Annotated in this window: 37 protein-coding genes and 1 pseudogene; 4 read left to right on the top strand and 34 right to left on the bottom strand. The window is 67.9% G+C overall.

Going from position 1 to position 26475, the window contains the following annotated elements:
* Positions 1-165 precede the first annotated feature (165 nt).
* Both PYR72_RS32745 and PYR72_RS32740 read left to right on the top strand, forming a co-directional pair.
* Positions 166-1326: a DUF418 domain-containing protein gene (locus PYR72_RS32745; RefSeq protein ID WP_275460584.1), complete on the top strand. Its 1161-nt coding sequence runs from the start codon at positions 166-168 to the stop codon at positions 1324-1326.
* Positions 1327-1486: 160 nt separating this feature from the next.
* Positions 1487-2419 (top strand): helix-turn-helix transcriptional regulator, encoded by a 933-nt coding sequence (locus PYR72_RS32740; protein ID WP_275458626.1) that lies wholly within the window; start codon positions 1487-1489, stop codon positions 2417-2419.
* A gap of 40 nt (positions 2420-2459) precedes the next feature.
* Here PYR72_RS32740 and PYR72_RS32735 read toward each other — a convergent pair whose 3' ends face one another.
* Together PYR72_RS32735 and PYR72_RS32730 are read right to left on the bottom strand one after the other, a co-directional pair.
* Positions 2460-3227: a hypothetical protein gene (locus PYR72_RS32735; protein ID WP_275458625.1), complete on the bottom strand. Its 768-nt coding sequence runs from the start codon at positions 3225-3227 to the stop codon at positions 2460-2462.
* A gap of 267 nt (positions 3228-3494) precedes the next feature.
* Positions 3495-4625 (bottom strand): hypothetical protein, encoded by a 1131-nt coding sequence (locus PYR72_RS32730; protein ID WP_275458624.1) that lies wholly within the window; start codon positions 4623-4625, stop codon positions 3495-3497.
* 442 nt (positions 4626-5067) lie between these two features.
* On the opposite strand from PYR72_RS32730, the gene PYR72_RS32725 reads away from it, so the two are divergent.
* Positions 5068-5910 carry a MerR family transcriptional regulator gene (locus PYR72_RS32725; protein ID WP_275458623.1) on the top strand — a complete coding sequence of 281 codons (843 nt, stop codon included), beginning with the start codon at positions 5068-5070 and terminating at the stop codon, positions 5908-5910.
* A 507-nt stretch (positions 5911-6417) separates the two neighbouring features.
* Here PYR72_RS32725 and PYR72_RS32720 read toward each other — a convergent pair.
* The 32 genes from PYR72_RS32720 to PYR72_RS32565 all read right to left on the bottom strand — a co-directional run bounded on the left by PYR72_RS32720 (position 6418) and on the right by PYR72_RS32565 (position 26136).
* Positions 6418-6963, bottom strand: coding sequence for a DUF6349 family protein (locus tag PYR72_RS32720; RefSeq protein ID WP_275458622.1), 546 nt, complete (start codon positions 6961-6963; stop codon positions 6418-6420).
* Between the two features lie 55 nt (positions 6964-7018).
* Positions 7019-7873 carry a hypothetical protein gene (locus tag PYR72_RS32715; RefSeq protein ID WP_275458621.1) on the bottom strand — a complete coding sequence of 285 codons (855 nt, stop codon included), beginning with the start codon at positions 7871-7873 and terminating at the stop codon, positions 7019-7021.
* A gap of 67 nt (positions 7874-7940) precedes the next feature.
* On the bottom strand, positions 7941-8129 hold the full coding sequence (locus PYR72_RS32710; RefSeq protein ID WP_275458620.1) for a DUF4314 domain-containing protein: 189 nt from the start codon (positions 8127-8129) through the stop codon (positions 7941-7943).
* A 44-nt stretch (positions 8130-8173) separates the two neighbouring features.
* Entirely contained in the window at positions 8174-8314 is a 141-nt protein-coding gene (locus PYR72_RS32705; protein ID WP_275458619.1) for a hypothetical protein, read from the bottom strand.
* Positions 8315-8391: 77 nt separating this feature from the next.
* On the bottom strand, positions 8392-9450 hold the full coding sequence (locus PYR72_RS32700; RefSeq protein ID WP_275458618.1) for a hypothetical protein: 1059 nt from the start codon (positions 9448-9450) through the stop codon (positions 8392-8394).
* 81 nt (positions 9451-9531) lie between these two features.
* Positions 9532-10116: a hypothetical protein gene (locus PYR72_RS32695; protein WP_275458617.1), complete on the bottom strand. Its 585-nt coding sequence runs from the start codon at positions 10114-10116 to the stop codon at positions 9532-9534.
* Between the two features lie 17 nt (positions 10117-10133).
* Positions 10134-10418, bottom strand: coding sequence for a hypothetical protein (locus tag PYR72_RS32690; RefSeq protein ID WP_275458616.1), 285 nt, complete (start codon positions 10416-10418; stop codon positions 10134-10136).
* 38 nt (positions 10419-10456) lie between these two features.
* Positions 10457-10804 (bottom strand): hypothetical protein, encoded by a 348-nt coding sequence (locus PYR72_RS32685; RefSeq protein WP_275458615.1) that lies wholly within the window; start codon positions 10802-10804, stop codon positions 10457-10459.
* A gap of 99 nt (positions 10805-10903) precedes the next feature.
* Positions 10904-11974 carry a protein phosphatase 2C domain-containing protein gene (locus PYR72_RS32680; protein ID WP_275458614.1) on the bottom strand — a complete coding sequence of 357 codons (1071 nt, stop codon included), beginning with the start codon at positions 11972-11974 and terminating at the stop codon, positions 10904-10906.
* On the bottom strand, positions 11971-12282 hold the full coding sequence (locus PYR72_RS32675) for a hypothetical protein (protein ID WP_275458613.1): 312 nt from the start codon (positions 12280-12282) through the stop codon (positions 11971-11973). Before PYR72_RS32675 ends, PYR72_RS32680 begins: the two co-directional genes overlap by 4 nt.
* 164 nt (positions 12283-12446) lie before the next feature.
* Positions 12447-12770 (bottom strand): hypothetical protein, encoded by a 324-nt coding sequence (locus PYR72_RS32670; RefSeq protein ID WP_275458612.1) that lies wholly within the window; start codon positions 12768-12770, stop codon positions 12447-12449.
* A 15-nt stretch (positions 12771-12785) separates the two neighbouring features.
* Positions 12786-13088 carry a hypothetical protein gene (locus tag PYR72_RS32665; RefSeq protein ID WP_275458611.1) on the bottom strand — a complete coding sequence of 101 codons (303 nt, stop codon included), beginning with the start codon at positions 13086-13088 and terminating at the stop codon, positions 12786-12788.
* Between the two features lie 115 nt (positions 13089-13203).
* Positions 13204-13887 carry a hypothetical protein gene (locus PYR72_RS32660; RefSeq protein ID WP_275458610.1) on the bottom strand — a complete coding sequence of 228 codons (684 nt, stop codon included), beginning with the start codon at positions 13885-13887 and terminating at the stop codon, positions 13204-13206.
* Complete coding sequence (locus PYR72_RS32655; RefSeq protein WP_275458609.1) at positions 13884-14108, bottom strand: hypothetical protein; 225 nt, start codon at positions 14106-14108, stop codon at positions 13884-13886. Before PYR72_RS32655 ends, PYR72_RS32660 begins: the two co-directional genes overlap by 4 nt.
* Positions 14105-14308: a hypothetical protein gene (locus PYR72_RS32650; protein ID WP_275458608.1), complete on the bottom strand. Its 204-nt coding sequence runs from the start codon at positions 14306-14308 to the stop codon at positions 14105-14107. The genes PYR72_RS32655 and PYR72_RS32650 overlap by 4 nt, the downstream gene beginning before the upstream one ends.
* A 140-nt stretch (positions 14309-14448) precedes the next feature.
* Positions 14449-15153, bottom strand: coding sequence for a hypothetical protein (locus tag PYR72_RS32645; protein WP_275458607.1), 705 nt, complete (start codon positions 15151-15153; stop codon positions 14449-14451).
* A 19-nt stretch (positions 15154-15172) separates the two neighbouring features.
* The gene (locus PYR72_RS32640; protein WP_275458606.1) at positions 15173-15625 is read right to left on the bottom strand and encodes a hypothetical protein; all 453 of its coding nucleotides are present in this window, start codon (positions 15623-15625) and stop codon (positions 15173-15175) included.
* Positions 15622-17127, bottom strand: coding sequence for a DNA cytosine methyltransferase (locus tag PYR72_RS32635; RefSeq protein WP_275458605.1), 1506 nt, complete (start codon positions 17125-17127; stop codon positions 15622-15624). The genes PYR72_RS32640 and PYR72_RS32635 overlap by 4 nt, the downstream gene beginning before the upstream one ends.
* A 69-nt stretch (positions 17128-17196) precedes the next feature.
* Complete coding sequence (locus PYR72_RS32630) at positions 17197-17679, bottom strand: hypothetical protein (RefSeq protein WP_275458604.1); 483 nt, start codon at positions 17677-17679, stop codon at positions 17197-17199.
* Positions 17680-17737: 58 nt separating this feature from the next.
* Positions 17738-17893 carry a hypothetical protein gene (locus PYR72_RS32625; protein ID WP_275458603.1) on the bottom strand — a complete coding sequence of 52 codons (156 nt, stop codon included), beginning with the start codon at positions 17891-17893 and terminating at the stop codon, positions 17738-17740.
* The gene (locus tag PYR72_RS32620) at positions 17890-18108 is read right to left on the bottom strand and encodes a hypothetical protein (protein WP_275458602.1); all 219 of its coding nucleotides are present in this window, start codon (positions 18106-18108) and stop codon (positions 17890-17892) included. The genes PYR72_RS32625 and PYR72_RS32620 overlap by 4 nt, the downstream gene beginning before the upstream one ends.
* Positions 18108-18758, bottom strand: coding sequence for a hypothetical protein (locus tag PYR72_RS32615; RefSeq protein ID WP_275458601.1), 651 nt, complete (start codon positions 18756-18758; stop codon positions 18108-18110). The genes PYR72_RS32620 and PYR72_RS32615 overlap by 1 nt, the downstream gene beginning before the upstream one ends.
* Positions 18759-18842: 84 nt before the next feature.
* Positions 18843-19292: a hypothetical protein gene (locus tag PYR72_RS32610; RefSeq protein ID WP_275458600.1), complete on the bottom strand. Its 450-nt coding sequence runs from the start codon at positions 19290-19292 to the stop codon at positions 18843-18845.
* A 104-nt stretch (positions 19293-19396) separates the two neighbouring features.
* Entirely contained in the window at positions 19397-20377 is a 981-nt protein-coding gene (locus PYR72_RS32605) for a helix-turn-helix domain-containing protein (RefSeq protein ID WP_275458599.1), read from the bottom strand.
* A gap of 88 nt (positions 20378-20465) precedes the next feature.
* A complete protein-coding gene (locus PYR72_RS32600) occupies positions 20466-21593 on the bottom strand; it encodes a PD-(D/E)XK nuclease family protein (protein WP_275458598.1) in 1128 nt (375 codons plus the stop codon).
* 31 nt (positions 21594-21624) lie between these two features.
* Complete coding sequence (locus PYR72_RS32595; RefSeq protein ID WP_275458597.1) at positions 21625-22716, bottom strand: AAA family ATPase; 1092 nt, start codon at positions 22714-22716, stop codon at positions 21625-21627.
* 23 nt (positions 22717-22739) lie between these two features.
* The gene (locus PYR72_RS32590) at positions 22740-23084 is read right to left on the bottom strand and encodes a hypothetical protein (RefSeq protein WP_275458596.1); all 345 of its coding nucleotides are present in this window, start codon (positions 23082-23084) and stop codon (positions 22740-22742) included.
* Positions 23085-23303: 219 nt separating this feature from the next.
* A complete protein-coding gene (locus tag PYR72_RS32585) occupies positions 23304-23891 on the bottom strand; it encodes a hypothetical protein (protein WP_275458595.1) in 588 nt (195 codons plus the stop codon).
* Between the two features lie 182 nt (positions 23892-24073).
* Positions 24074-24328, bottom strand: coding sequence for a hypothetical protein (locus PYR72_RS32580; RefSeq protein WP_275458594.1), 255 nt, complete (start codon positions 24326-24328; stop codon positions 24074-24076).
* A 31-nt stretch (positions 24329-24359) separates the two neighbouring features.
* Positions 24360-25202 carry a peptidoglycan-binding protein gene (locus PYR72_RS32575; RefSeq protein ID WP_275458593.1) on the bottom strand — a complete coding sequence of 281 codons (843 nt, stop codon included), beginning with the start codon at positions 25200-25202 and terminating at the stop codon, positions 24360-24362.
* Between the two features lie 40 nt (positions 25203-25242).
* Complete coding sequence (locus PYR72_RS32570) at positions 25243-25566, bottom strand: hypothetical protein (RefSeq protein ID WP_275458592.1); 324 nt, start codon at positions 25564-25566, stop codon at positions 25243-25245.
* Positions 25567-25638: 72 nt separating this feature from the next.
* On the bottom strand, positions 25639-26136 hold the full coding sequence (locus PYR72_RS32565) for a hypothetical protein (protein WP_275458591.1): 498 nt from the start codon (positions 26134-26136) through the stop codon (positions 25639-25641).
* A gap of 46 nt (positions 26137-26182) precedes the next feature.
* Between PYR72_RS32565 and PYR72_RS32560 the strand changes: the two are divergent.
* Positions 26183-26396 (top strand): annotated as a pseudogene (locus tag PYR72_RS32560) (IS5/IS1182 family transposase); the annotation flags it as partial.
* Positions 26397-26475: the final 79 nt, after the last annotated feature.

Raw genomic sequence — 26475 nt, 5'->3', positions numbered from 1 at the left:
TCACCGCAGCCTGCCGGATGGCCCCCCGACCGGCGGCGACGCGAGAGTCGTCCCATGCCACAGACACCCACCACACCGCTGGACACGTCAGTCCCGCAGGAGAACCCGCCCCCGCAGTCCCGGACCTCCCCCGAGGCCACGGTGCCGATCTCGCCCGGCCCCTCGATGGGACGGCTCGTCGGGGTGGACCTCGCCCGCGCGCTGGCGGTGTTCGGCATGTACATCGTGCACATCGGCCCCCCGCTGTCCGCCACGAGCGGCGTCGCCGGCTGGATCCGGTACATGGCGGACGGCCACTCCTCGGTCCTCTTCGCCACCCTGGCCGGGTTCTCGCTGATGCTGATCGCCGGGCGCCGCGAGCCGAAGACCGGCCTGGCCGGCCGGCAGGCGCGGGCCCGCATCGCGATCCGCGCCGTGATCCTGCTGGCCCTGGGCACCGTGCTGGCGATGGAGTACGGAGGAGTGATCATCCTCGGCTTCTACGGCGTCTACTTCCTCCTCGCCCTGCCTCTGGTACGCCTGAGCGCCAGGACCCTCGCGATCATCGCGGCCGCGTTCGCCCTCGTCACCCCGCAGCTGGCGTTCGCCCTGAACGCGCTGCTGACGCCGTCGGTCCAGGAGAGCGTCAACGCCTACGACCCGCTGCGCCGGCTCAGCGAGGTGGGCGTCCTCGACCTGCTGCTCACCGGCTTCTACCCGGCCCTGACCTGGATGTCGTTCGTGCTCGCGGGCATGGCCCTGGGCCGCCTCGACCTGTCCTCCACCACCGTCCTCAAGCGCCTGGCCGCGCTCGGCGCCGCCCTCACCGCGGCCGCCTACGGCATGTCCCTGCTCCTGGCCGGATCGGGCGCCCTGCGCAGCATGGCGGAAGACGGGCCGTCGTCCGGCGGCTCCGGTTCGATGCCGCCCGACAGCGCCTCGATGCCCTCCGGCGGCGGCTCGTTCCCCGACCTGCCGGCCTCGACGCTGCTGACGGCCGGGCCGCACAGCGGCACCACGTTCGACATCATCGGCAGCGTCGGCGTCGCCATCCTGGTGGTCGTGGGCGCGACGGTCCTGATGGACCGCCTGCCGCGACTGCGCCGCCTGGCCACACCGGTCATCGCCGTGGGCACCATGTCCCTGACCGCCTACGTCGGCCACTTCCTCGCCCAGTCCGCGTTCTCCACGCCCGCCGGAACCGGCACCCAGCAGTCCTGGATACCCGTACTCACCTACATCCTGGGTGCGATCGCGTTCGCCGCGCTGTGGTCCCGCTTCTTCCGCCGCGGCCCCCTGGAGTACCTCCTGAACGCCGCCACCAAGCCGGCGCAGCGCATCCGGTGAGCACCGGCGGATCGGCTCGCCCGCGCTGTCGCGGACAGGTGGCGCTCCTGCTCTGGCGAGGCCCGGGAGACCGCGGTGTCCGTGGGCGGGGAAGGCCGGGCTCATAGGGGGGACAAGCTCTACCTCCCTGATCGGCTGGGCCGCGCTTACGGTGGAGTGCATGGACCAGCAAGGTGACCGTCGGGCCGACATCCGGGACTTCCTCGTCAGCCGACGGGGCAGGGTGACCCCGGAGCAGGCCGGGCTGCCCAGCGGTCCCCGCCGCCGCGTCTCCGGGCTGCGGCGCGAGGAGGTCGCGGTGCTGGCCGGGGTCAGCACCGAGTGGTACATCCGGCTGGAGAAGGGCCACATCAGCGGCGTGTCCGAGGAGGTCCTCGACGCCGTCGCCCGCGCGCTGCGCCTGGACGAGGACGAGCGCACGTACCTGTTCGACCTGGCCCGGGCCGCACGGCCGGTCCGCCGCCCGCTCCGGCGCCGCCAGGCCGCGGACCTCCCGCCCCGTGTCCAGTGGCTGCTCGACTCCATGACACTGTCCGCGGCCTTCGTCACCAACGGCCGCCTCGACATCGTGGCCGGCAACGCCCTCACCCGCGCCCTGTTCGCTCCCCTCCACGCCAGCCCCACCGTGGACGGGCACGGCCGTCCCAACTTCGCCCGGTACTTCTTCCTCGACACCGCCTCGCACCGCTTCTTCGACGACTGGGAGGGTGGCGCCAAGGCCACCACCGCCCTCCTGCGGGCCGAGGCCGGCCGCGACCCGCACGACAGGGACCTGCGCGAGCTCATCGGGGAGCTGTCCACCATGAGCACCGACTTCCGCACCCTGTGGGGCACCCACGACGTACGGATCCACCACGGCGGCGCCAAGCGCTTCCACCACCCCGAGGTCGGCTCCCTGGAACTCACCTACCAGCCGCTGGACCTCCCGCTCTCCACCAACGAGTCGCACGCCCTGACGATCTACACCGCCGAGCCCGGCACCCCCGACGCGGACCGGCTCCACCTGCTGGCCAGCTGGGCCGCCACCGACACCGACGCCGACACCGACACCGGACAGCCGAGCGACACCGGCAGCCGGCCCCCTCCTCCATGACGCTCACCGATGCCCCGGCACTCACCTTGATGCCCGGCGCTCAGGACCGGGCGGGCGCGCCCTCCGTACCGGCGTCGTCGCCCCCGGTACGGTCGGCCCCGGTACGGTCGGCCCCGCTCTCCCCGTGCCGGAGCTTCCGGCGCATGACGAGCAGGGTGGCCGTGGCACCGGTGGCCACGGGGATGAGCGGCCAGAACCGGGGATGTTCGGTGCCGAGGGCCGCGGGTACCAGGGCCAGCGGGACGATCGTGGCAGCTCCGACGATGATGCCGAACAGAATCTCGAAGACGAAGTCGACCGGGTCGCCCACCCGGGCGCCGCCCCGGCGCGCCCTCCAGACACGTGCCGTCACCGTCAGGGTGATCAGGTAGCACATGGCCAGGGGGTAGAACGCGATGAGGATGTTGCCTCCGAGGCCGCTGTGCCACCCTTGCCACACAGAGGAGCCGTCGAGCTCGATGACGTGCCCGTGCCACAGGCCGACCTGGACACGGTCGCCCACGTCGCCGCCGGCCTCCACCCACTGCAGCTCGCCGTTCACCCGCAGTTCGACCGTGACCCTGTCCCAGTAGACCCAGTCCGCATAGCGGTCCTGGCCTGTGCCCCTGGGCGCCTTCCCATGTTCTTCCGTCCGATCGACGACGACGGCGTCCGCCGGTTCCAGGGTCCCCGAGGAACGGGCGTGGGCGATGGCCACCTCCTCATACGTCCGCCAGGCGAACAGCACGATCACCACCGCCATGACCAGACGGAACACCGCCAGACCGATACGGGCCCGTCTCGACCGGCCCTTGCGTGCGCCCTGCATGCCCGCCCCCCGCGTACCTCGCCGCTACTCCGTCACGGAGATCATTGCCCCGCAGGAGGTCGATCGCAGCGTCGCGGCCCCAAGTCCCGTGCCGATGTGCGTGGTTTCACGTGGACCTCGGCGGCGAGTGACCGCGGTCGTGAGGCCGACTTGTCGGCCTCGTCCCCGCCCGTCGTCAGAAGCCGGGCGGCAGGTTGCTGGAGCTCCAGCCGTCGACAGTGTCGCCCTGATCGTGGAAGTGGCCCGCGCTCGCGTTCATCACCCGCCTCATCCGGTGCCCGAACCCCGGGGCGCGGCCGGGGCCCGTTCGATCACGGCCAGGTAGACGGCGTGCACCGTGAGCACGTGTTCGATCTCGTCGATGATCGGCGCGAAGAACCGCTGTCGATGGTCCGCGTCCGTCATCGAGGTGACCGCGAAGTACATGCTGCCGAACGCGGCCAGGAGCGTGGCGTTCCGCAACATCGCGACGGGGATCACGGGGAGAAGGGCAGACATCTGCGGTTTCTCGCCGATCCACTGTTCCGCTGTCCCGGGCGTGACCACCAGCACGCCCAGGGCGAGGAAGAAGGTGAACAGTGCCAGGCCGACCACCGCCGCCTGCACGAGCTGGCGGCTGGCCAGCATCAGCAGCAGGTTGCGTTCCTGCCGTGCGGTCAACGGCATCGCGGGCAGTTGACCGTCGGGCGCCAGCTGCTCGACCGGCACCTCGGCCAAGGGAGTGTCCCGGCACGCCGCCGCGAGCGTGGGACGACTGAGGTCCTGCTCGACCCGGCCGATCTCGTCGCGCAGGCGGGCAGCGGCGGCGAGCACGGTGATCGCGGCGAACAGCACGACGACGAGCACGACCCGCCACCACGCCAGCCGGTTCATCGCCTGCCACAACTCGCCGGTGAAGAACAGGAAGAGCGTGACGAAGAGCAACGCGGGCAGCGCCCGGCCCAGCAGGTGCACGCTGTTGCGCAGGTCGAAGACCGAGTGGCGGACCGCCCGACGGAGCAGCGTGCCCAGACCGTACGTGGTGGCCAGAAGTGTGGCGACGAAGGCCGCGGCGAAGAAGATCACGAAACCCAGCAGCCCGACCACGTTCCCGCCCGGCGGCGTGACGGCTCCGTCGACGGCGAGCTGCAACAGAGGTACGGCGACGGGCATCGTGGCGTACGCGACGAGGATCGCGATGGCGGTCCTGCGCGAGAAACGGCGAAGCCGCCGGACGAGAACGGTACTTGCGCCCCACGCGGCCAGCGTCACCACGGCGACGCCACCGAGGAGGATCCATCCGTGCGAGCCTGCGGATCTGAGCGGGACGAGCCAGGCCAGGCTGGCCAGCGCGACGAAGGCCAGCGACGGCAGCATCCGGGGGAGCGCGTGATCGACGAAGCCGTACCCCTCGATCATCGTGGGTGCGCCTCGCCGGACAAGCCAACGTTCGGTTCGGCGGATCACCGCCTGAGGCACCGTGAACGGCATGATCGATCTGCCCTTTGAGCACTATGGATGAACGGTCCGAACATCGACTCGACCGCACCTTATGCCAAGACCCGTCATCACCTGGGACGGGCACCGGTTCCGGTGCCTCTCCACGTCTGGGTCGACACAGGCATGAACTTGTCTCACATGAACCCGGCGGACAGCTGCGGTGCTGCGGGTTCGTCACTTCCAGATGGACCCCGGCCGCCACGCCCGCAGCGGAGGATCGGGTAGGTGATCACAGCTTCGGAGAGCGTGCGGCACGCCGCGTACGCGACGAAGGTCAGGGCCCGGGCGGTGGGTGGTTGCACATGCCGTAGCGGCATGTGGTGTCGTCGAAGGCACCACAGCACGAAAGGCCCTGTCTGCGATGTACCCCTCCCCCACGCCTCCCCGCGAGGTCAAGATCGGCGATGCCGCCGCCTTCGCCGGAACCACCCCGCGCGCCATTCGTCACTATCACCAGATCGGCCTGCTGCCCGAGCCCGAGCGAGGCGGAGACGGACGCCGCCGCTACGGCTACGACGACATGATCCGCCTGCTGTGGATCCGCAAGATGTCCGAGGCCGGCATCGGCCTGGACGACATGCGGGCCGCCTTCGACGAAGCCCGGGACGTCGAGGACGTCCTGGGCCGGCTGGAGGAGACCCTGGCCGCCCGGGAGGCCGACATCAGGCGTCAGCGCGCGGCAGTTCAGCGCCTGCGAGCCGTGGGCAGCCCACTGGGCCTGCTCTCCTCGTTGGTCACGGACCGGCTCGGCCACCTGCCCTCGGGCGCACTGCGCCCCTCCGACCTGGACGCCCTGCTGGTCACGGAACGGATCTTCGGGCCGCTGGGAGCCGCAATCCAGGCCAGTGTGTTCATCACCCTGGCGACCCATCCCGACCTGCGGGCCGAGGCAGACCGCCTCGACGCGGCCGACGCCGCCCTCGACGACACCGTCGACCCCCACGACCCGCAGGTCGAGGAACTCGCCGCGCAGCACCACGCGCACCACAAGGCCCTGCACCAGGCCATCGAAGCGGCCGGACTGGACGAGGCCGAGGAAAAGCTCTTCGACATCTACGACGCCGAGGCGAGCGGCGAGGAGGAGGTCCGGATGAGCGCGTTCGAAGCGATCACCAAGATGCCCTACGGCTTCTCCGCGGCCCGGACACGGTGCATAGAACTGACAGGACAGCTCCTCGCCGCAGACCTCTCCACAGACAGCTGATCGCCGGTGTGGGCGTGGGTGAGGATCCCGGACCGGGGCGCGCAAAGCAGGATTCGCCGCACCGAACGCGGCGTTCACTGCACGCCGCACACCCTCGGAAGCTCACGCCTCAACAGGTCAGAACGGTTCTTCTCGCGTAGCGAGTGGTGGGGCGGGTGGGACTCGAACCCACGGCCGACGGATTATGAGTCCTTTGAGGATCTTGGCGGCCCTTGCCGATCAACGCTCATCTTTGACGTTTTCGCAGGTCAGATGCGGTTATCCATGTTGGGGCTAGTCAGCCCTTGTCAGTCTGTTCCTGTCCTTGCGGCCTCAACTCGGCCTCAATGAGGCCCGACAGGACCCCGCCGAAGGCATGAAGGGCGATCGCGCCAGCTCAAGGACGGCCTTCGAACCCGCCCGCAGCGGATTTTCATTCCAACGCGCAGAGGCTCCGCCCCTCTGCCCGGGGCGGAGCCTCTGTGGCCTTTTCCGCAGGCCAGACGTTGTTTCGTCAGCCTATCCGGCTCAGCCGCCTTCTTCCAGAGTGAGCTGAAGCGATCGGGCGGGCTGCGGCTTCGGGCGCGCCGTGTGGAGGACGAACCCCCCGCCGGGCGCTCGCCCAGCTTCGTGTCGGTCGAAGGGCGGATCAGCGTACAGGCGGAGCGGCCCGCCGGCGTCGAACCATCCCTCGGGGTACGTCGCGGCCAGATGGAGCGACCAGGTCTTTGAGCCTCTTCGGCTCCGCGCCGGATCGAGGATCGGCAAGGTGCGCCATACGGGGTGGGTGTGGTCGTGGGCGTCCTCGATGGCGGGGTCGCGGCGCGATCGATCGGGACCTTCCCAGGGGCAGGCGAGGCAGGCGCCGCGGTGTATCCATCTGGCGTCGGTGACGATCTTGACGATGGACGTTGCCGTGTGATGGAGGCTGGGTTCTGGAGGGGTTCCGAACTGGGTGGTGAACCCCGGGTCCGCGTATCCGATGGACCAGGTCTGGCGAAGGACTTCTCTGTCCACGTTCCGGAGGGTGGTGTAGTGGCGCTGGCGGGCGATGGCTCCGGTGTCGTTGCTCATGGCGCTCCAGAGGGAGCGCGGCGCGGGCCGCGCTCCCTGGTCGGGTCGTACGTGGTCAGGTGGAGCTGGTCTTCGGGCGGCGGTTGCGGGGGCGTTGTTTCGTGCTGGGGCTGGTCTCAGTTGCCGGTTGAGCATCCACTTCGTCACCGCTCTCGCCGGAGTGCCTCGGCTCCGAGGCGAGGTCGGTTTCGGGCTCGGAACTCGGGGACTGCGCAACTTCGAGGTCGGGTTCCTCGACGGGTGACGGGCCTTCCTCCTGGACCTCTTCAGCTACGGGCGTGTCGGTCTGCTGGTCACCGTCGGGCGCCGAGGTTGGATCAGTCTCGATCGCCGGGTCGCTGTCGGCGACGGTGCCAGATTCGGTGTCGGCCGTGGGCTCGGCGCCTTCACCGACGTCGGGTGGTGTGGTGTGAGCTTCCGGGCCGCAGTCGCGCAGCGAAGTGCCCGTGGCCGGCGGGGCTTCATCCATGACTTGTGAGAGTGCTTTGTCGAACAGATCTATCCAGGGCCGGTGGCCGACGTACCGGGGCTTGTAGTCGAAGGCGGGAAGGAGGTCATCTTCGAGGGTGCGCAGGATGATGAGTTCCGGATCTTCGTCGGCTTCGGTGACGAGGGTGGTCGCCTTGTTGTAACGGTGCCCTTCGGCCAGGCGTGCGGTGAGTTGCGCTTCACGGAGGGCGTGGTCGGCCAGGGTGGCGTCGTCGGGGAGCGGGGGTACGCCGCTGCCGGTGATCCAGAGCTGGACGGTGGTTCCGCCGAAGATTGGGCGGAAGCTGATGCCTCGCCCGTCGCTGTAGACGAGGTGCGCTGCGCCGTCGGCGGGCGCCGTGGTGTCGATCACCCAGTCTCCGCCGAGACTTTGAGCGAGGGTGGCCGCGGCTTCTTGGACTGCGGCGTCGGTGATGAGCATCTGTGGTTCTCCAAGAGGTCTGCGGGTGAAGCGGGGGCCCGCCCCTGCCGGGGCGGGCCTGGTGGCGCTATGCGGGGCGTACTTCGTCGCCGTCATCGAGGAGCATCGAGAGGGTGGAGCCGCTGTCCCAGTCCACGGAGAGGATGGAGAGGTTGGCGTCGAACCGGTGGACGGTGCCTTCGTCGCCGGGCTTGAGTCCGGTGTGCGAGTCGGTGGTGTGCACGAGGGCGATGCGGTCGCCCCTCTTGTAGGCCATCTGCGCTCCAGTCGTGATGTGTGTAAGTCGTGGTGGGCCGGCTGCTAGGCGTCGTGGTCGCACACCTCCGTGGGGCAGGCCCCGCAGTCGAAGCAGTGGTCACAGGCGCAGGCGTCGCAGCCCGGCTCCTGGCACCGGACGTCGTGGCTGCGGCAGTACGGGAATGTGAACGGTGGCTCTTCCATGACTCCCCTCCCCTTCTGGTTCTATTCTATATGCATACAAGGGAGGGTTCAAGATCGACTACGGAAATTCCCGCAGGTCAGGCCGCTATATCGTGCATCAGAGCTTCGACCTTCTGGATGGCCGCGAGGAAGACGGCCTGCGAGTGCAGCCGATCACGGCGTTCCAGGGACTCCAGCGCCTCTCGGGCGGCCCTGGCGTATACGTTGCCCTCATGCAGGGTGTCGCCGCACCCGATGAGCACGTGCGGGCCGAGGTCCCAGAGGATCGCGTTGACGGCGGCGCCCGCCGCCGCAAGGGGGTCGATGTCCGTCAGCGACCAGCCGAACTGGTGCGGATCGATGCCGCGTTCGCGCATGACCTGTACGGCGGCGCGGTACATGCCGCCGGTCCCGCCCGCGGGCTCGTCGAACTTCATGCCGGGCTCCAGTGGCATGCCATCGAGCAGCATCCTGGCCATCATGTAGGCGACGTCCGGCGGCGTGTGTATCTCCGCGAGTGCGTCGTGGGCGCCCTCGGAGCGCATGACGGCAAGCAGCGTTCCGATCACGTCGGTGGTGGAGCGGAGATCGGGGTCATTGCTGGTGGTCAGGTGCAGGAGCCCGTTGGTGATCGCTGCCTCGACGACGGCTCGCACAGCGGCGGCTCGCCGAGCATCAGGCTTCTCGTCGTCGACCCACTTGTGGAAGGGCGTGGCCCGGTCTATGAGGTCGGGTCGCATGATCCACATGCGTGCCCAGCACTCACGGAAGGCGGCCAGCAGCTCGGCATCGTCGAGGCTGAGCCACCAATCGGCGGCGAGGCACGCGTCAGGGCCGCGCAGGGGCCACAGGGCGAGCGCGGCGACCGTACCGATGGGGATTTCGATACTGCTCCCCCCATGCGCGTGGTGCCAGGCGGAGCTGACGGCCTCCGCCAGGTCGAAGGCGTGGGCGTGCGGGTTCCTCTGTGACGGGCGGTAGTGGCCCAGCGTGCGCTTGACCGCAGCGAGCGCGGGGCGGGGCTGGGTGGCGATCGTGACGGGTTGGGGCGCTGGCGGCAGATCGGTGAGGAATCTGCGGGGCGGTGCTGCGGGGGCAGCTGGGGCGGGCTGCTCTTCGGGCTCGCCGGCGTCGGCAAACAGGTCGAGTTGGCTCATGTGGTCTCCTGCATTCGGTTCGATCGAGGCATCCCGTGGCGGCCCTTGGGCCGCCACGGGGGAAGGCCAGCGCGCTGCGCGCTACATGCGCCGGAACGTGGCCTCGGCCTCTTCCGTGTGACCCGTCGCCGAGCGCGCGGCGTGCCACAACAGCTCGGTCAGCTCCTCGGTGGTGACCTGGGCGAGCAGGTCCGTGAGGCTGAGATGCCGTTGATCAGCGAGGCGGTAGGGGTATCCAAAAGCCAGGGTGAGCACGACGCCGGAGACGAGCTGGTCCGTGCATTCACCGCAGAGGCCGAGCTGACGACCGATGCGGTGGATAGCGTCGGCGTCGGCGAGGAGGGCCGTCTTCGGTATGGCCTCGTGGGCAAGCCGGGCCGCTTCCTGCTCCCGCTGTACGAACGCCTCCCAGTTCAGGCGGGCGTCGGCTTCTCTGCCTTCGGCCTTGAGTGCGGCGCTCGCGAGGGTGGCCTCGAAGCGGGGGGTCGAGAGGGACAACAGGACGTACCGATCGGGCGTAAGTCCGATGTTGGCCACGGCGGGGTTGCGGGATTCACCGCTGAAGTGGTGAAGGGTGACCAGTAGCGCGGCCTCGACCGTGGTGGGTCGGAGGCTCAAGCGGGTCACGACGCTCGCGCACAGGTCCTTCAACATGTCGGGGTTCATGTCATTCTCCAATGGGGTTAGCTGGGCGGCTGGTTGGCGGCGATGTACGCCTCAGCGGTTGCGTGGCGCGCCGGGTTGGTGATGAGCTCTTCGGCCCAGATCCGGCCGGCGATCTCTGCGGCAGCGTCTTGGTCGGGCGCGGCGATGACATAGGCGAGCTGGCCGGATGCCTCCAGTTCGGCGCACCGCTTGTCGTGGGCGGCGTCGTCGCTGGGAGGCAGCTCGACAGCGGTGATCGTCATCTCAATGGGGGTCGGTTCGTGGTAGATGACCCACCACTGCGGGTCGGGTGGACTGGTCACGGTTCTCCTTCGGGGTACTGCGCGGGCCAACAGGCGCGTCATGCCTGGGGGTTCGGGGAGGGGTAGCGAGCCTGGACTTCCGCCATCACCCCGGCGATGTAGTCCATGAGGGTTCGGATCTGCTTCCTGTCGCCGCCCAGGAACAGGGCCAGGTCGAAGACTTCGGAGGCGGCGATGTAGTCGAGGAGCTGCCGGTACTGCTCGACGGTGAGGGTGATCAGCTCCTCCGGGCGCAGCGCCCAGGCGGCGACGGCGGCGTTCTCGGCGAGGCTCAGCGCAGCGCGCAACGTGTCGCCGTCCGGCGAGCGGGTCACGAGGATCAGGAACATGGCGCCGAAGTGGTGTTCGGGCGTGTTGAGCGTCGGTATCGAGGGGCGGGCGGACATGGGTGCCTCCGATTGAGAATGCGAACCGCCCCCGAATGCTTCTTTTCTATATGCATTCCGGGTAGGGGGCGGCCACTTTTCGGACAGAGAGGGGGAGGGTCAGGCCTGAACGATGTCCACGACGAGCGCCGTGGCGTTGTCGGCGGATTCGACCGCGCTGGCGGCTATCGCGTCGTCGACAACCAGGACGGCGGCGTCCTTCGCGTCGTCGGCAAGGTCGAGGATTCCGCCGACGTCTTGGCCTCGTTCCTCAAGCGGCGCGTACGCGCCGTCGGTGCACAACAGCAGTCGGCGAGTGTGACCTCTCTCGGTGGTGACCGTGCCGATGTCGCCGTTCATCAGGCAGGAGGTGATGAAGTTCCGGTCGTACGGCCCGGGGGTGCGCCCTCGTCTGCGCAGGTCCTGGGCGTAGTTGTGATCGTGAGTGAGGAGCTGGGATATGCCGATCGGGGCCAGTCGGTAGGCCCGCGCGTCGCCGCACCAGGCGATGTGAATGAGGGGCGACCGATGGTCGGCCACGGCAACGACGGCGACGGCGCTCGGGTCGGTGCGGGGGTCGAAGTCCCACCGCAGTTCGTTGCGGGCCTGTACTCGCGCCGCCGCGAGGGCGCGGGCGGGGCTGCCATGCTGGGCCGCCTCCCGGGCGATGAGGGGAGCAAACCGTCGGGCGAAGTTGCGGACTTGGGGCCCGTCACCGATTCCGTCGAGGACGGCGAAGGCCCATCGGCCCGTGTTCTTGTTCCGTTTGATCGCGTAGGCGTCGCACTGGCAGTTCCGGCCGCCGCGGTGCTGGACCGCGCTCACCTTGAAGCCGATGGCCGTCGCCCCGGAGAGCAGACCTGCTGCACGCTGGATTGCCTCGGCACTGAGTTGGGGCAGCGGCGTGAGGTCGCCGGCATGGTTGGTCGCGCCGGTGATCACGACGGGGCCCCGCAGGAGGGGCGGTCGGCTTCCCCCGGTGATGCTCATCCACGCCTGCCGGGCGACGTCGTTCACCGACTCGGCGCCGTGTCCGGCATGGACGACTGCCCGGCGGCCAAGCCGGTGCGCATGAGGGGCCTGGATGTAGAAGCCGATGCCGTGGAGCTGATCGGCATGCCGCGAGTCGAGCAGCAGTTCTTCGACTTCGCCGTTCGAGGAGACCAGCAGGGCGGGCGTTGTGGCGATCACCTGAGGGGTCCAATCGTGCGAGGGGGGAGGCCCCGGGGGTTGACAGGAAGGGGAACTGCAATGTCACGCGGGTCGGGCAGCGGGTGAACGTAGTAGTAGCCGGGCGGATGCGTCTTCAGGTCGGCGAGCTGAGCGAGGAGGGACACGTCGGCGGTGAGCCTGTCCCAGACGGGGTCCGGCTGCTTGAGCAGGTCATATCGAAGAAGGAGGCGCCCGCCGGTGCCGTGCAGGAGCCGCAGGTCGTAGCCGAGATCTCGACGGGTGGCAACGAGTGTGCCAATGCGGGGCTCGATCTTGATCGCCTCCAAGCGGATACGCCGGAGTAGCGCGAGTGCAAGGCGGCGAGTAGCCGTGCACACTTGCTGATCTGCGGGCGGACAGGGGTCTGGAATTCTCACGTATGGCTCCTTGGCGTAGGTCCGCCCGGCGGCCGGGATGTGCTGATCACCGGCCGCCGGGCGAAATCGTTGGGCTAGTTGGCTCCGCCCATGGCCCAGTGGACGCCCCGCTTCTCGTCCGCCTCCTGGCGGCGGTGCAGCGCAAGGCGAGCGTCGCGCTCCTCGGCGCTCTCCTGCCACATGCGGATGTCGGCGATGTCCACGTGCCGGTACTGATCGGCGACGATCGCGGCGGCAGCCTCCGCGCCGAGGGCTTCCTCGCCGTTGTTCAGGAAGGTTCCCGACCCTCCCGCGTGACGGCCGGGAACCTTGGTCCAGTAGCACTGGGGGTCGCAGGTGCAGCGATAGGTGTAGCTGATCTTCCAACGGCGACTGTTCAGTTGCTCTTCGCGGTTCACAGGAGACCTCCTCTCTCAGCCGACGGGGATGGTGGAGTTCTGCAGGTCCAGGAAGATGCAGGCGGCTGCGGCTGTGGGCATGTGGTCGGCCACGATCTGACCGTCCTCGCCCCACGTGAGGAGTTGGATCACGACGTCGAGCAGGGGTTCGGGGAGCATCTGCCGCCAGTCGTCGTAGTCCCTGCCGGGGAACCACTCCTTGCAGGTCCGCCTGAGCGAGCCCGCGATCGCCTCGGCCAGCCGGTCCGCCTGGGCGGGGCTGATCTGCTCGGCGCTCAGGCGCTGGCGGATTCCCTCGGGGCTGAAGGGGTCTGTCACGGTCTCTCCTGACGGTTGAAGAAGGGGGCCGCTCCCCCTTCCTTCTGGTTCTATTCTATATGCATTTGGAAGGGGGGCAAGATTTTCGGCCGATTTTCTTGATCATCCGAGGGTTTTATTTCCGCAGGTCAGCAGCCATGTCCGCAGGCGTGAGGTCGCGTATGTGGAGGACTAGCCGCGATCCTGCGACCACGTGACCCATGCGCATGTCCGGGCCGACGACGCGCGTGTGGTCGTCGTCGGCCAGGACGCCTTGGTCCACCAGCCCGTCGACGCACGCCTTGAAGCTGGGGTACCAGTTGGCCGGGTCTCTCCTCTGCCTGTCCTCGGGGTGCAGGACGCCGATGATGTGGACCCGTTCCAGATGCGGCACCGCACGCGAGGCGGCCCAGGCCGCGCGCCTCAACACCCTGGTGATCTCCGCGCGTTTGTGGTGGTGGAGCCGCTGGTTGGCGTTCAGGAGCGTCAGTCGGGGCGGCAGCGCGACCCTGAACTGGCGTCCGGGCATCCCCTCGAACCAGTCCGGTTCCCCCTCGCCCGGAACGCCGACCGGGGGAACTGCTGTGCGCGGTGCCGACTCTGTTGTTTCAGGGGCGTATCCGCTCCGGCGGAGCACGCCGGCGTGGGTGAAGGCCGACGCGTGCAAGGCGGAGATCAGCACGAGGCGGCGCCTCCGGCCGGTCGTGGCGTCTGCGACCAGGGCGCGCATGTCCCCCGGCTTGTACTGCTCGATCCGTATGCGGATGCTGTCCCGTGGGTCACAGGCCGCGAAGATCCGTCCGGGCTTGATATGGGTCACCTGCGGCCTCGGTCGACGAGGTCCGACAGGGTCTTCGCCGCCACCGCCGCCGGCCACGCGACGATGACCACTGCGAGGTACAAGGCAACGGCGCCCGGCCGCAGTTGACAGAGCAGCCGCAGGATCGGGTCGTCGGCGAGCAGCCTCCGGAAGGCGTCCGCCAGGATCACGGCCCCCGCTACCCACGCGAGCAGGACAAGCTGGGCGAGCACGCTGGTCACGACTCCACCTTTCTGGTGTCGACGTGAACCCAGACGGTACGAAGGACGCGGGCTCGGGCCAGGCGCAGGGCGAGGGAAGCGGTACGACCGTTCCGGTGCGCGGCGAAGCCCGCGCAGATGGCGGGGGTATCGGTGCCGAGTGTGGCGTGGCAGACGATGTGCCCCTCCTGCGCGATGGCGTTGGCGATCATCTCTGCCACGCGCCCCTCTTCCAAGTGCATCAGGTTGCCCGGCCGGAAGATGCACGTGCCGCATCGCCCCGCGCAGATCCGGACGCTCCATGTCGCCGGGTCAGCAACGTCGTGGCGCAATCCGTCGGACGAGTAGGTAGCAGAGCTGGTCATCGATCAGCCCCCGGAGTGGCGGCGCGCACTGCCTCACCGGTGGTCGCCAACAGCATCTCCAGGCAGTGGGACAGCAGTTCGGGATCTGGTGCGGTGAAAGCGGCTCCGTAGAGGGCGAGCGTGGTCGCGGTGTCCCCGTTGGCGAACGCGGTGATGAAGCGTGCTGCGAAGAGGTGTGGCTGCGGGAGGATGTCCTCGGGACGTCTGCCGTCGGTAGTCAGAATGATCCAGGACGCCGTGTCCGCATCGAGTCCCTGCATCTTCGCCAAGGCTTCTTTCGCCATGAGCGCGAGTCCCGTCGCGACGCCGTACAGCAGCGAGGGGGTCCCGTTCCGTGCAAGGTCCGCGAGGACATCCTGAGCCTGGTCGTGGCGTCCCTCTGTCCAGTGGGAGACCGCCTCGACGAGACGCTCGGCGACCATCGTCTGCGTATCTGGGGTGTCCCCGTTCGTGGGTATGACCGGAACGCACCACGTTCCGTGCTGGCCCGGGACCTCTCTCCAGCCGTTCACCGCGTCCGGGGTTCGGGCGTCGGGTCGGATCATGTAGCCGTGCTCGATCAGCCGGTGACCGGCGCTGGCCGGGCGGAAGCTGTCCCAGTCGAAGAAGAGGTGTACCAAGTAGACGTCGTGGTCCTCGTCCAGAACTCGAATCCGGTAGCCGTCCGGGGTGCCGGTGCATGTGGCGGTCAGGTGCTTCACTGCGATTCCTCTCGGTTGGTCAGGGAGCGTCGGGGAGTTCGAGCTGCTGCGCGGCCTGTTCCTCCGCGTCCAGTGGGTTCGGTCCGGGGCGGTAGTGGGGCAGGCACCGGGGGCACTGCTGCTCTACGGCCCGGCGGTGAGCGCGCGATCCGGCGGCCGTGCCGCACGATTTGCGGATGACCGGGACTGGCAGCTCGGTGGGGTCGGCGTCCGGCAGCTCATGGATGATCACGCCGTTGAGCCAGATCCGGCCGCCGCAGATACCGGTGAACAGGCTTTTGGCTGGGACGACTTGCCGGATGCAGGCGGCCCGGTAGGGGCAGCCGCCGCAGACGTAGAGGACGGGTTCACAGATGGCGACCAGTTCGAGGCCGTTCTTCCATCTGTCGTCGGCAACGGCGAAGTCCTCGTCGCCGAAGCACGGGGCGTGGGAGGTGACGTGGGTGCTGATCAGGGTTCGTGATCCGGTCACAGGACGGGCTCCAATCGCTGGCCTATCCACCGGGCGACGTTGACCGAGACCGCGTTGCCTGCCTGCGCGGTCTGCTCGGCCTGGTTGCCGTAGACGACGTACTTCTTGGGGAACCGCTGCCCTTCGAGCTGTTCGCGAGGCTTGAGCATCCGGAAGTAGCAGTCGTTGATGTCCGGGGCGTTTTGCACCAGAGCGGCTGAGTCGCGGGTGGAGAGGGTGTGGACGGGTTCGGCGGCCGTCTTCACCGCGGCCTTGCGGTACGGCACGACGAGGGTGTTCCGCGCGCGGTCGGGCACTGTGCCGGCGTGCGTGACGAGGCCGTGGTGGTTGCCCTGGGCGGTGACGACGCTGAGCGGGTCGCTCGCGGGGCTGGCGGTGGCGTGGTTTCGGTACTCGATGATGAACGGGTCCATCGTCAGCAGGGCTTCGCTCTCGCGGGTGGTGCGAGTACGCATCGGCACGTCGAGGGGGACGGCGTCGGTGTTCCACGAGCCGCCTGTCGGCACCAGAAGTGCATCACCCTGCTTCACCGTCCGGACGGGCATCGGCCGGTCCTCGACGGCGTACGCCCTGTCCCCGCCGTCTTTGCCGTGGGTGAGCGAGATCGAGTACGGGCGCCAGGGGAACTTCCGGCGGCCTGCGCGGATGCGGTCCATGGTGGTGTCCGCGAGGGGCTTCTTGCGGTCGCCGATCCGCTTCCCGAGGTCGCTGAAGTCGATGACGTCGCTGGCCGGGCGAACGTACGGCTCGACCATGGCGTGGCGGCAACGGGTGTTGGGGCAGCGGTAGATGTAGTCGCGCCGGTACTTCCCGATGCGCAGGCCATCGGTCTTGGTCCACGACTGGACGGCGTGCACGTCCTCACCGCAGTCGACGCAGGGAGCCAGCGGCCTGGGCTCCAGGTCGGGCTTGCGCATGGTCTTGAGGGTGAAGACCACGTACATCCGATCACGCCACTGCGGAGCACGCAGGTTAACCTCGTCACCGACGTGGGCGCTGCTGACGCACACGATCTGGTACTGGTATCCGAGCAATTCCATGGCTTGGAGCCAGGTCGCGAACAGGATCCAGTCCAGGCCGAATTCGACGACGTTCTCGACGACGATGGCCTTGAACCGCTTCGCTTCAGCGGCTCGCACCACACACCAGGCGGTTACCCGGGTCGCCTCGAAGGCGTCCTTGGTCAGGGACTCCCACTCGTCGCGTTCCTCTTCGAGCAGGTCAAGGAGATCAAGTTGGTTGGTCTCTCGGGCCCTGCCGCCCGCGGGGCTGATCTCGGTGCAGATGACGGATGCCCACAGGGCGTCGGCCTTGGGCAGCATGCGCATGGGGAAGCCGTCGCTGAGCGTCATGACGGCGTGTTCACAGTTGGGATGGTTGGCGGCGTGCGTCTCGATCGCCAGCCGCCAGTGATTGATGCCGAGCAACAGCTCGTGCCCGGCTTCGACAAGTCCAGTGCTGCTGCCGCCCGCGCCACACAAAAGGTCAATCCAGGTGGCCATGTAGGTAGTTGTTCTCCAAGAGGTCCTGCGCGCCCGGCCCCGTATCGCGGGGCCGGGCAACGGCCGAGATCAGTGAGTGCGGAATCCGCCGTGAGCCTGCGCGTGGCGCAGGAAGTCGATCCAGATCCGCCATGTCGGGTCACCCACGGGCATCTCTGCGATGGCCACGCCCGGGTGAGCGTCGTAGGTGGCGAGGGCGGCGGTGATCTCGGCGACCGTCACAAGGAAGCCGTCGTTCGAGTCGATCTTGTACCTGGGTATGCCGGTCGGCACGGTCTCGGAGGTGTCCTTGACGGCCTGGTAGGCGGCCCGAAATTCGGCGACGCGGTTCGTCGTGCTCGTGTCGCGCTTGGTGCCGGGCCGGAGGTCTGCGCCCGCCAGCCCATAGGCGGACAGCTCCGGGTACGGCGGGGCGGGCAGCTCGACGAGCATCCCGAAGTTCTTCATCGCGTCGAGGGTGCGCGGCAGCGCGGTGAAGGCGAACCGGAAGTAGGTCCCGCTTCCTTCGGCTCTCCTGCCGTCAGAGGTCTGGATGTAGACGTCGTTTCCCAAGGGGTGTTCTCCAAGAGGTCTGCGGCTGCCCGGCCCGGAGTCGGGCCGGGCAGCGCGATCAGCGGTAGGCGGCGTGGCGGCGGTGGACTTCGCCGTACGTCATGCGGCGCGGGACCCGGCTGCGGGCCTCCCAGCGGCGCTCTTCGATGACGATCACAGCGAGGCCGGCACCGACGCCGAGGGCGAGCACGAGCAGCGCGTACAGCACGATCACCGCTCCACCACCTCGTAGCGAGCCGGGCAGGGCTGAAGGAGCTGCATGCACGCGACGAACACCCCGTGGGCGTCGTTGGTCGCGAGTCCGTTGTCCAACGCGGCCTGGGCTCGGGCTCGTTCGGCCTCGTCCTGCGGATGGGCGATGACGCAGGCGCAGCGGCGCTTGCCGGTCTCCTCCGCCGGATTCGGCGGGACCGCTTCGGTGCCCGGCATCAGACGATCACCTGCCCGGCGGACGCGAGGTAGAGGATGCCGACCTCGTCGTTCAGCTCCCACACGGTGAGCGGCCAGTCCGTGCCGCCTTGCGCGTGGACGCACGTCCAGCCCTTCGCCGCCATGGCGCGCACGGCGTTGCCGTACTCCTTGATGGCCGCGTCGTTGTCAGTGAGAGGGCCGTGGAACACCTTGGACAGCGGCAGACGCTGCGATGTCACACCCCGAAGCCGGACGGAGACCAGGTCGATAACGCGTGGCGCGAGACGCCGCTCGGTGACGAAGGTCGTGATGGCCTGGATGAGTGGGACGGTGTTATTGCCGTGTTCCGACTGCTCTCCGTTCTCCGTGGAGTCGTAGAGCACCTCGTCGATGTTCGGGTTGTCGTCGTGGCGGCGCTTGACGTGGAAGCCCTCCAGCGCGGCCGGGTCCATGGGCAGGTCCTCGACCGAGGAGATCCACAGATGCGAGCCGTCGGTGAGCTCGGCGGTGATGGCGAACATGTTCCCGGACTCGACGTTGGTCACGAGCGGGATGCGGCGCAGCGCGGTGATGACCGGCTCGTACGCGCTCCACAGGGCGAGCCAGAGCGGGTCTTCGGTGTTGTTGTGCACGGGCATCGGGGCCAGCGGCGCCGGGTCGTTACTCACAGTTCCTTCTCCAAGAGGTCGTGTGCAAGCCAACAGTACAGAGTTGGGATCTATCTCAGGGTAAATTGATGCACGTGGACGCGCTCACCACAGGTGGGTGACGAACACCAGGCGGGGGGCCTTGCGCCGTTCCTCTCGCGCCTGCCGGGCGAGGGCGGTCGAAGCCTCCAACTCGTCGGCGCGCTGAATGGCGACATCGGCGATGTCCAGCGCCTGGTGGGCGAGATCGCGGGTCCGCATGAGCGCCTGGTGGTTCTCACGGTGATCGAAGTGGATTTCGGCGCCGCCGACATCGTCGAGAAGTTCACCGACGATCTCGTCTCGCACCAGCTTGGCGCGACCGAGACCGCCGAGGTGGCGCTCACAGTCGACCAGGTCCTTCAGGTCGGCGATCCGGATGAGCATGTCGCCGACACCCTCGGGGTCCTGGCGGTAGAGGTCGGCGAGGCCGTGGATCAACTCGCGGGCGGCAGCGCCGTTGTCGAGCACGAGCGCGCCCTTGTGGCAGCGACGAAGGGTGGGCAGGTAGTTCATGTCGTCCTTCCGATCAAGAGGGGGCCCCTCCCCCTCTTTCTGGTTCTATTCTATATGCATTGCTAGGGATGTCCATATTCCTGGTGAAATTTTCTTTCGGGTGCCTAAGTTTTTCGCTGGCTGTCGCCCTTCCGTGCCCGTACGGCCTCGCGCGCAGCTCTGCGCGCCTCTTCGATCGCTTCCGGGTTCTCCTCGGCCCGTTGGCGGCGCCTGGCGGCGTCCTCGCGCCACTCATCCCAGAAGCGCCCGTGCTCCCGGTGCTCCTCGTCCTTGGCCTCCTCCTGCTCCCTCCGGCGTCCTGCGCGCGGGTTGGTGCCGCACCCACGGCAGGAGGCAGCGGGACGCCCCCGGTGCTTCGTGCAGCCCCTAGGCGGCTCCCCGCGCTCCGGGGCGGAGTCGTCTGGCGGAGTGGACGCGGGCTCCCCTGCGGCGTCAGCCGTGGGGGTAGGGGGGAAAGGAAGGACAGAGGAAGAACCAGGAAAGGAAGGGGTTCCACCGCTGGAACCCAGTGGGTTCCCCCCGTGAAACTCACCGGGTTCCACGGGTGGAACCCGGATGTCCTGCCCGTCTGGGTTCCCCCCGTGGAACCCTGCCTCTCCGTCTGGGTTCCCCACGTGGAACCCTGCTTCGACCTGCGGTGATTCGGCCTTCTCTCGGCGAGCGGCCTCGCGGTCTTCGACGTCCTGATAGGTCATCGCAGGCTTTGCGGGGGCCGAACGTGTGACTCCGGAGCGGGCCTTGTTGGCGTTCTTGGGAGCAGCCTTTCGGGCCTCCAGGCGCTCCTTGAGCTCCGGCGTCGTCGGTGTGGGCGGCACGCCGAGGGGGAAGACCCGGTAGACCGCCGAGCGTCCCGCTTTGCCGGTCTCCACGCGCTCGACAAGCCCTTTGGCTATCAGCTCGGTGACGATGGTGATGGCGCGCTTGTCGGTCACGCCGACCCAGGCCGCGAGGCGGGTAAGGCCGGGGCGCGCGAGACGCGTCTCATCGTCGGCGCTGTCCGCGATCTTCATGAGCGCGAGCTTCTGGCTCTGGCTGAGCACGTCGGGCGGCAAGTACGCCGCAGCGATCATCAGTTGGATGGACACGGTTCCCCTTGGGCGGTACAGGTACAGCGGCAGGACGGGGTGCCCCGCCCGGTCGCTTCCGGGCGGGGCTGGGACTCATGGGGTCCGGTCAGGCCGGCGCGATGCTGATGACCGCGGGCGTCTTCTTGCCGGTCTTCCGCCGGGGAATCGGCAGTCCTGCGTCCTTGAGGTTCTTGACCATGCGGTTGACGTCCGGCGTCATCGGGACCGGGATTCCGGCGACCTCATGCAGGTCGACCATCGCCTCCACGTCGTCCTTCTCCTCGTCGTTGCCCCCACCCCAGGACAGCTTGTTGGGGCCGTAGATCCCCTCCGGGGACCGGTCGAGCTTCTTGCGTGCGAACTTCTTGATCCGGTCGCCCTCGCTGTAGAGCTTGTGTCCGTTCACGTAGTCGATGAGCGCCTGTTCGCGGTCGGCGTCGTTGCGGATGAGCGCCGTCTGCTCGGGCACGCCCGGAGCCGTCCCGGGCCAGCACAGGGAGCGGAACGGGCAGTAGTCGCAGATGGCGTCCAGACCAGGACCGTTGAAGTCACGGGGCATCTCTTCGGGGTTCCCGGTCTCGCGCACACGCTCCACCCACCACTGGGCCTCTGCCGCCCGCTGGGGATCGAAGTCGATCTCCTGGACGTGCTCCGCGCCGGAGTCCCGGTTGATGAACCGAAAGCGAATGCGACCGATGTCCAGTGGCCCCAGGCGGGACAAGTACCGCTGGCCGGGAACGTCCTCGAACCCGACCTCGAACAGCGCGCCCGCATACAACTGGACCTGCCGCAGTTCGGCGGCCGTGGCCCCGTAGCGAAGAACGCGGTCCCACAGGTACGTGGACTTGGTCTTCACGTCCTCCACGGTGAGGACGTCGGCGGGTATCGCTGGTCTGTGACGAGCGGGCAGACGAGCGGCGGTCGCCGCGTCGAGCTGTACGACGTCGACGTGTCCCCGGATCAGGGAGTCCTGGACGCTGCGTTCAACCAGCCATCCGTACTCCGTGCGTGCTGACTCCAGCAGCCCGTGGTGAATGAACGTTCCGAGGATCGCCGCTCGCTTGTCGGGGTGATCGGTCGGCGTGACGCCGTGCAGGATGTAGGCGGCGCGTCGGCCGCATACGGTGTCGGACGCGCCCAGTTGGGTCTGACGAGAGCGGGGGCGGCGGGCGTCCACGTCGTGTGCGGCATCCCAGATGGAAGGTGCGATGCCGTCGACGGTGGCTACGGACATAGGGGGTTCTCCAAGAGGTCAGCGTGGGCGGTCACTGCTCGGCGTCCGCGTCCTGCTCGTCGGCCTTGCGCTGGGCGGCGGCACGGAGCTTGTCGGCGTCGGACAGTGGGCCCTCCCCCATCTCCCGCCGAGGGCTGTCGAGTTCGGCGGCGCGCTGCTCGGCGGCGGCCCGGATGGTGAGGATCTCGTCGTGACTGAGGCGGTTCACCGGATCTGGGACGGCCCGCCACAGCGCCTCAAGGAGCTTCTTGTCCGTCAGGCCAGCGATGCGGGCGAGCCAGGGCTGTACGAGATCGCCAACGAGCGCGGGCATGATGCGCGGCTGGGACTCGACGGAACAGCCCAGCTTGTTGAAGACCAGGTCCTCGATGCTGAAGTCCCGCAGTGGCAGCGGCTTGTTCCGCTCAACGCGCATCCGCAGTGATCGGACCTTGATGACCTGCGGGTCGGCGTTGCGCTTCATGCGCACCCAGCATGACGAGTCGAAGCCAAGGTCCTTCTGGGCCGAGACCTTCCACTCGCTCTTGTTCTGGATCGGCTGGCCGTTGTCGTCCGTGGCGCTGACCTGCTTGCCGCGGGCCAGCACGATGGCGATACCGGGCAGTGTGCGCAGCAGGTAGATGATCCTGTTCCACCGCTCCGTGGCGTCGTTCCACAGATTCCGACCGATGTCGAACGCGGCGTCCGGGTCCTCCTGGAGAAGGGCCCGGTTCTTGCGCGTCCGGCGACCGCGTTCGTAGGTCCAGTTAGTGAGCATCCGCCACAGGGCGGATCCCGAGTCGATCGTCAGGACGACGGGGGGCTCTCCGGCTGCCGCCGCGCGCCTGGCCTCGGCATGCACGGCCTCAACTTGTTCGAGAATGTCTCGGTAGGTGCCGTCGTGCTCGATGATCAGGTAGTTGGTTCCCTCGATGGCCGCGTACTCGTCGGCCGATCCCTCGTCGAGGTCGATCCAGTACATCTGACCGATGCGGTCGCTACTGGAGAACTGTGCCGCCGAGTAGGTCTTGCCCGCGCCCTCCTCGCCCTCGATAAGGAGGAGTGGCCAGGGGACAATTCCCGTCGGCTTGCGTGTCTTGAGTTGGACTGCGGGCGGCATTGCGGTGCCCGCTGGTGCATTCACGATCTGTCTCCAAGAGGTCGTGGTCAGTCCGTGCGCAGAGCCCGGACTTCAAAGAGAGCTGTCCACTCCGGGTGTTCGGCCAGCAGGAGCCGTACGTACCGGGAGCGGTAGTCGTTGTTCAGCGCGAACTCGTCGCCTCGGGTCGCCGCGCCGTACTGGTAGCGCAGGAGCTCGAAGAGCATCCCGATGCCGATGCGGCCGAACCCCTTCTCCGCGCAGTCGGCGGTCATCCGGATCAGCGCCCTGAGAACCCAGGGGTTGAGCGCGTGGAACGCCTCGAATCGCTGCTGGATGGTCAGGCTGCCGACATCGGCGGGGTGGCGAACGGGCTGGATGGTGCCGAACAACGGCGGCTGTTCGATCAGCAAGGCTCCCCCCTCAGAGATAGACCTAACACGCCTGGAGTGTTGGAATCTATCTTTGGATGGAAGGATTGTCGATCGACAACACCACCGACCACCCCCGGCGGCCCCCTGGATCGCTGCATGAACCCCCCCCTGAACGAATGAAGCGCACCCCTTTGGATGCGCTTCCATTCTATATGCATTTAGGGGTTAGATCAAGGCGCTCAAGCCTCTGACCTGGCCTTATTCGGCGGTCTTGTTCGCCGCCTTACCGCGCGGCACGATCCTGGATCCGGGACCGTCATAACTGCCGTCACGCAGGGCCGCCAAGACTTCCTTGTCGATCCCCCAGTCCACTCCGCGCGCACCCGCCTGTAGCGCGGGTGCGTCTGCAACGACCGGTTCCAGAAGCCAGATCGGCGATCCGGACAGGTTGTAGTCGGCGGGCCGGAACCGGCCCGTACTCATGGCCTTCCGCAGGAGCGCGCCGGACGGAAGCCGGAACAGCGTCACCAACTCGGCCTGACCTACCAACGGGGGGAGTTGCTCAACCTCCCTCACCCAGTAGCCCGGATCCTGCTCCTTGGTCAGCCGCTCAAGCTCCGTGTGATTGAGGTGCTTCGGGCGCGGAGTCGTCTCTCCGAAGCCCTTCACGAACTGGAGGAGCCAGTACGGCGACCCGCTGATGATCCTGGCGGCGCGGTAATCGAGGGTGTGATCCCGGCTAATCCACTGGCTGACCTGGAGTGGCCTCACGTCGTACAACGCGGCGAACTCGACCCTGCCGGCCAGGTACGGCTTCCTTCCCGCCGGCGCCTTGTCCTCTGCCACTCCATCGCCTCCAGCTCACGTCACGTCTGCATATAGATTGTAACCAACGTGGAAGCGGAGTCCGAACCCTGCACACAGGCGATAAGGTGGAGTCTCCAAGAGGTCGAAGACCCCCCGTCGCGAGACGGGGGGTCTTCTTCCATCCTGGGCTCTCGGGCCGCTCGACGTCACCTCATCGTGGCTTAGGTACCCGGCAGGGTGAGCGACGTGCTCTCGTACTTCGGCGGACGTGCGTAGCCGAGCAGCCAGCCGAACCGAGGCGACAGGTGCTCCTCGGCGAGTCGGAACACGCCGTAGTAGGCAAAGGTGGCGACCGGGGTCAGGACCCCCGTGACGGCCGTGGCGTCGAGATCGAGTCCGTGCCGAAGGGCGACCGCGACGAGCCAGCCGACCGCAGCCGGGACTCCCGTACGCAGCAGCGAGGCGTAGAGGTTCATGGGGATGTGCTCCTTGAGCTGTTGAGGGAGGTCAGGCGAAGAGACGGCGCCAGGTCTCCGGCCCGGGGTAGCCGTCTGCGTCGGAGCCGCTCCACTTCTGGGCGTGCTGGAAGTCGACGACGTTGAGGCGGTCCGCCTCACCCCAGTCGCGGGACGGACCGACGCGGTAGTGCTTGCTGTAGCCCTTGCGCACGAGTTGCTGGCCCAGCAGGAGAATCGAGGCGTTCGACTTGCCGAGTCCGAAGGCGCTGCGGCCGGGAAACGCCGGCGGGCCGGGCTTCGGCGTCGTCGTGGTCGGCCACTTCGGCATCGGACCCGGGTCCGTGTGCGTGTTCTCGGGCGTCTGGCCGTGGCCGTAGTGCCCGCCCTCCGTCTCCCAGATGTGCTCGCTTCGGTTCGCCTTCCAGGTCGGGGCGCCCATCGGCCAGACGTCCGGCACCCCCCAACTCCGCGCCCAGGCCAGGATCTTGTCGAGTCCCTTGGCCGGGGTGTCCCGGACGGTCGCGTACGACGTCCCGTTCACGCGGCAGTACGGGAAGAACAGCGTCTCGACTTGGAGACACACCTTCCCGGTGCGGTTGGTCCGGGTGCCGCCGGCGGTGTCGACGACCGACTTGGACCGGCTGTTCGCCGGGTAGAACTGGGCGGTCCTGCCTGTGAAGGGATCCCAGAGGAGATGCGGTGCGGCTCCCTTGCCGCCACTGGTGAAGTACTGCACGAGCTTGTCGAACGCGACGAGATCGGCGGGCTTGGTCGCCGTGGCGTTCTTGTCCCACGTGATGTGCCAGATGACGCGTGGGTCGTACTGCGAGTCGGTGGGTGCGATGTCGCTGAGCGGGTGCCGCTCAGCGCCAGGCAGCCAGAGATCAGGCATGGCGCGTTCCTTGTTCTCCCCCGCGCCTGCTGTTCTGAGCCTACAGTCCGAGCTTGCCGGTCACGATCGCGACGATCACTCCCACCACGACCGGCGCCACGAGGGCGGTGAGAGCCAACCGTCGTACGCCGCGGGCCTCTTGGCGCTCCGTCTCGCGCTCGCGCTGCATCTGGGCGATGTCGTCCTCGACGGCTTTGATCCGTACCTCGTCAGTCCGCCGGTCGGCGTCGTACTGGATCTTCGTGACCATCTCGGCGAGCCGTGCGCTGAAGGCAGCGAAGTCGGCGCGTAGGTCGTCGCGCATCTGCTGCATGGCCCGCAGCAGTTCCCACGGCGTGGGGTCCTGTCCCGGCGGCGCGGTCACGGCACTCCCTTCGGCAGCCCCGCGCCGCTGAGGATCAGCCTACGCGTTCCTTCCCTTGTGTTTGCAGCAGTCCTACTCGGATTTCTCGGAACCCTCCTCGCTCGCTCCCGAGATCCCGCCGCCGACGAATACCACGCTCAGCGCGAGGGCGGCTACACCGACGGCTGCCACTGCCCCCATCCCCGCCCAGAGGAAATGCTTGTTCTCGCGGTCCTTCTCGCCTACCCGCCGCACGTTTTCGTCGTAGCGGTCGTGGAGGGACTCCCGCTGTACCCAGCTGAGGTCATCACGACCGAGGTCGGCTCGCAGTGCGTCCCTCTGGTCCTGCGAAGCCTTGAAGAAGTGGTTCTGACTGTTCTCGTTGGCCGCGAGAGTAGACTTGTGGGCCTCTTTGACCGCATCGATATTGTCCTTGCCCAGGTCCTTGAAGGCAGGGAACTGCTCAATGATCTTGAGCCGCACTTTAGTGGGCATCTCGGGCATCGATGCCACGAAATTGAGCACCTTGTCCTTGGACAGGTTCCGCCAGTTCGAGATACCCAACTTCCGTTTGACTACTGCTTCGTCCACGTCGCCCTTTCCCTGACTTCGCCCATCGTCCTGTGAGGCATCCCGGATAGTAGCGGTTCCCACCGACAGGCCGGGGATCGTGTCGGTTGAGCTGCGGGATCACTTGGAACCTGTTACCGCAGCGCCAGCGGCGCTTCCGCAAATCCAGGTCGCCAGCCGTTGTAGGACCGGGATGTGTCTTGTACTTGCTGCACGTGAGGATCGGACGGAAGCATCTGCCGCGCGGCCCCGGTTCAGGCTCGGGCATGACATGGCGGCGCCGACAGCGCATGCCGTGGACCCCGTGACGCTGCCTCAACTCGAACTAGACGACATCCCTCAGATGGCGTAGGCGCAGCC

This window comes from Streptomyces sp. VNUA24, assembly GCF_029167005.1.
In the GTDB taxonomy this organism is placed as follows: Bacteria; Actinomycetota; Actinomycetes; order Streptomycetales; family Streptomycetaceae; genus Streptomyces; species Streptomyces scabiei.
This window is presented reverse-complemented; position numbering and strand designations above follow the sequence as displayed.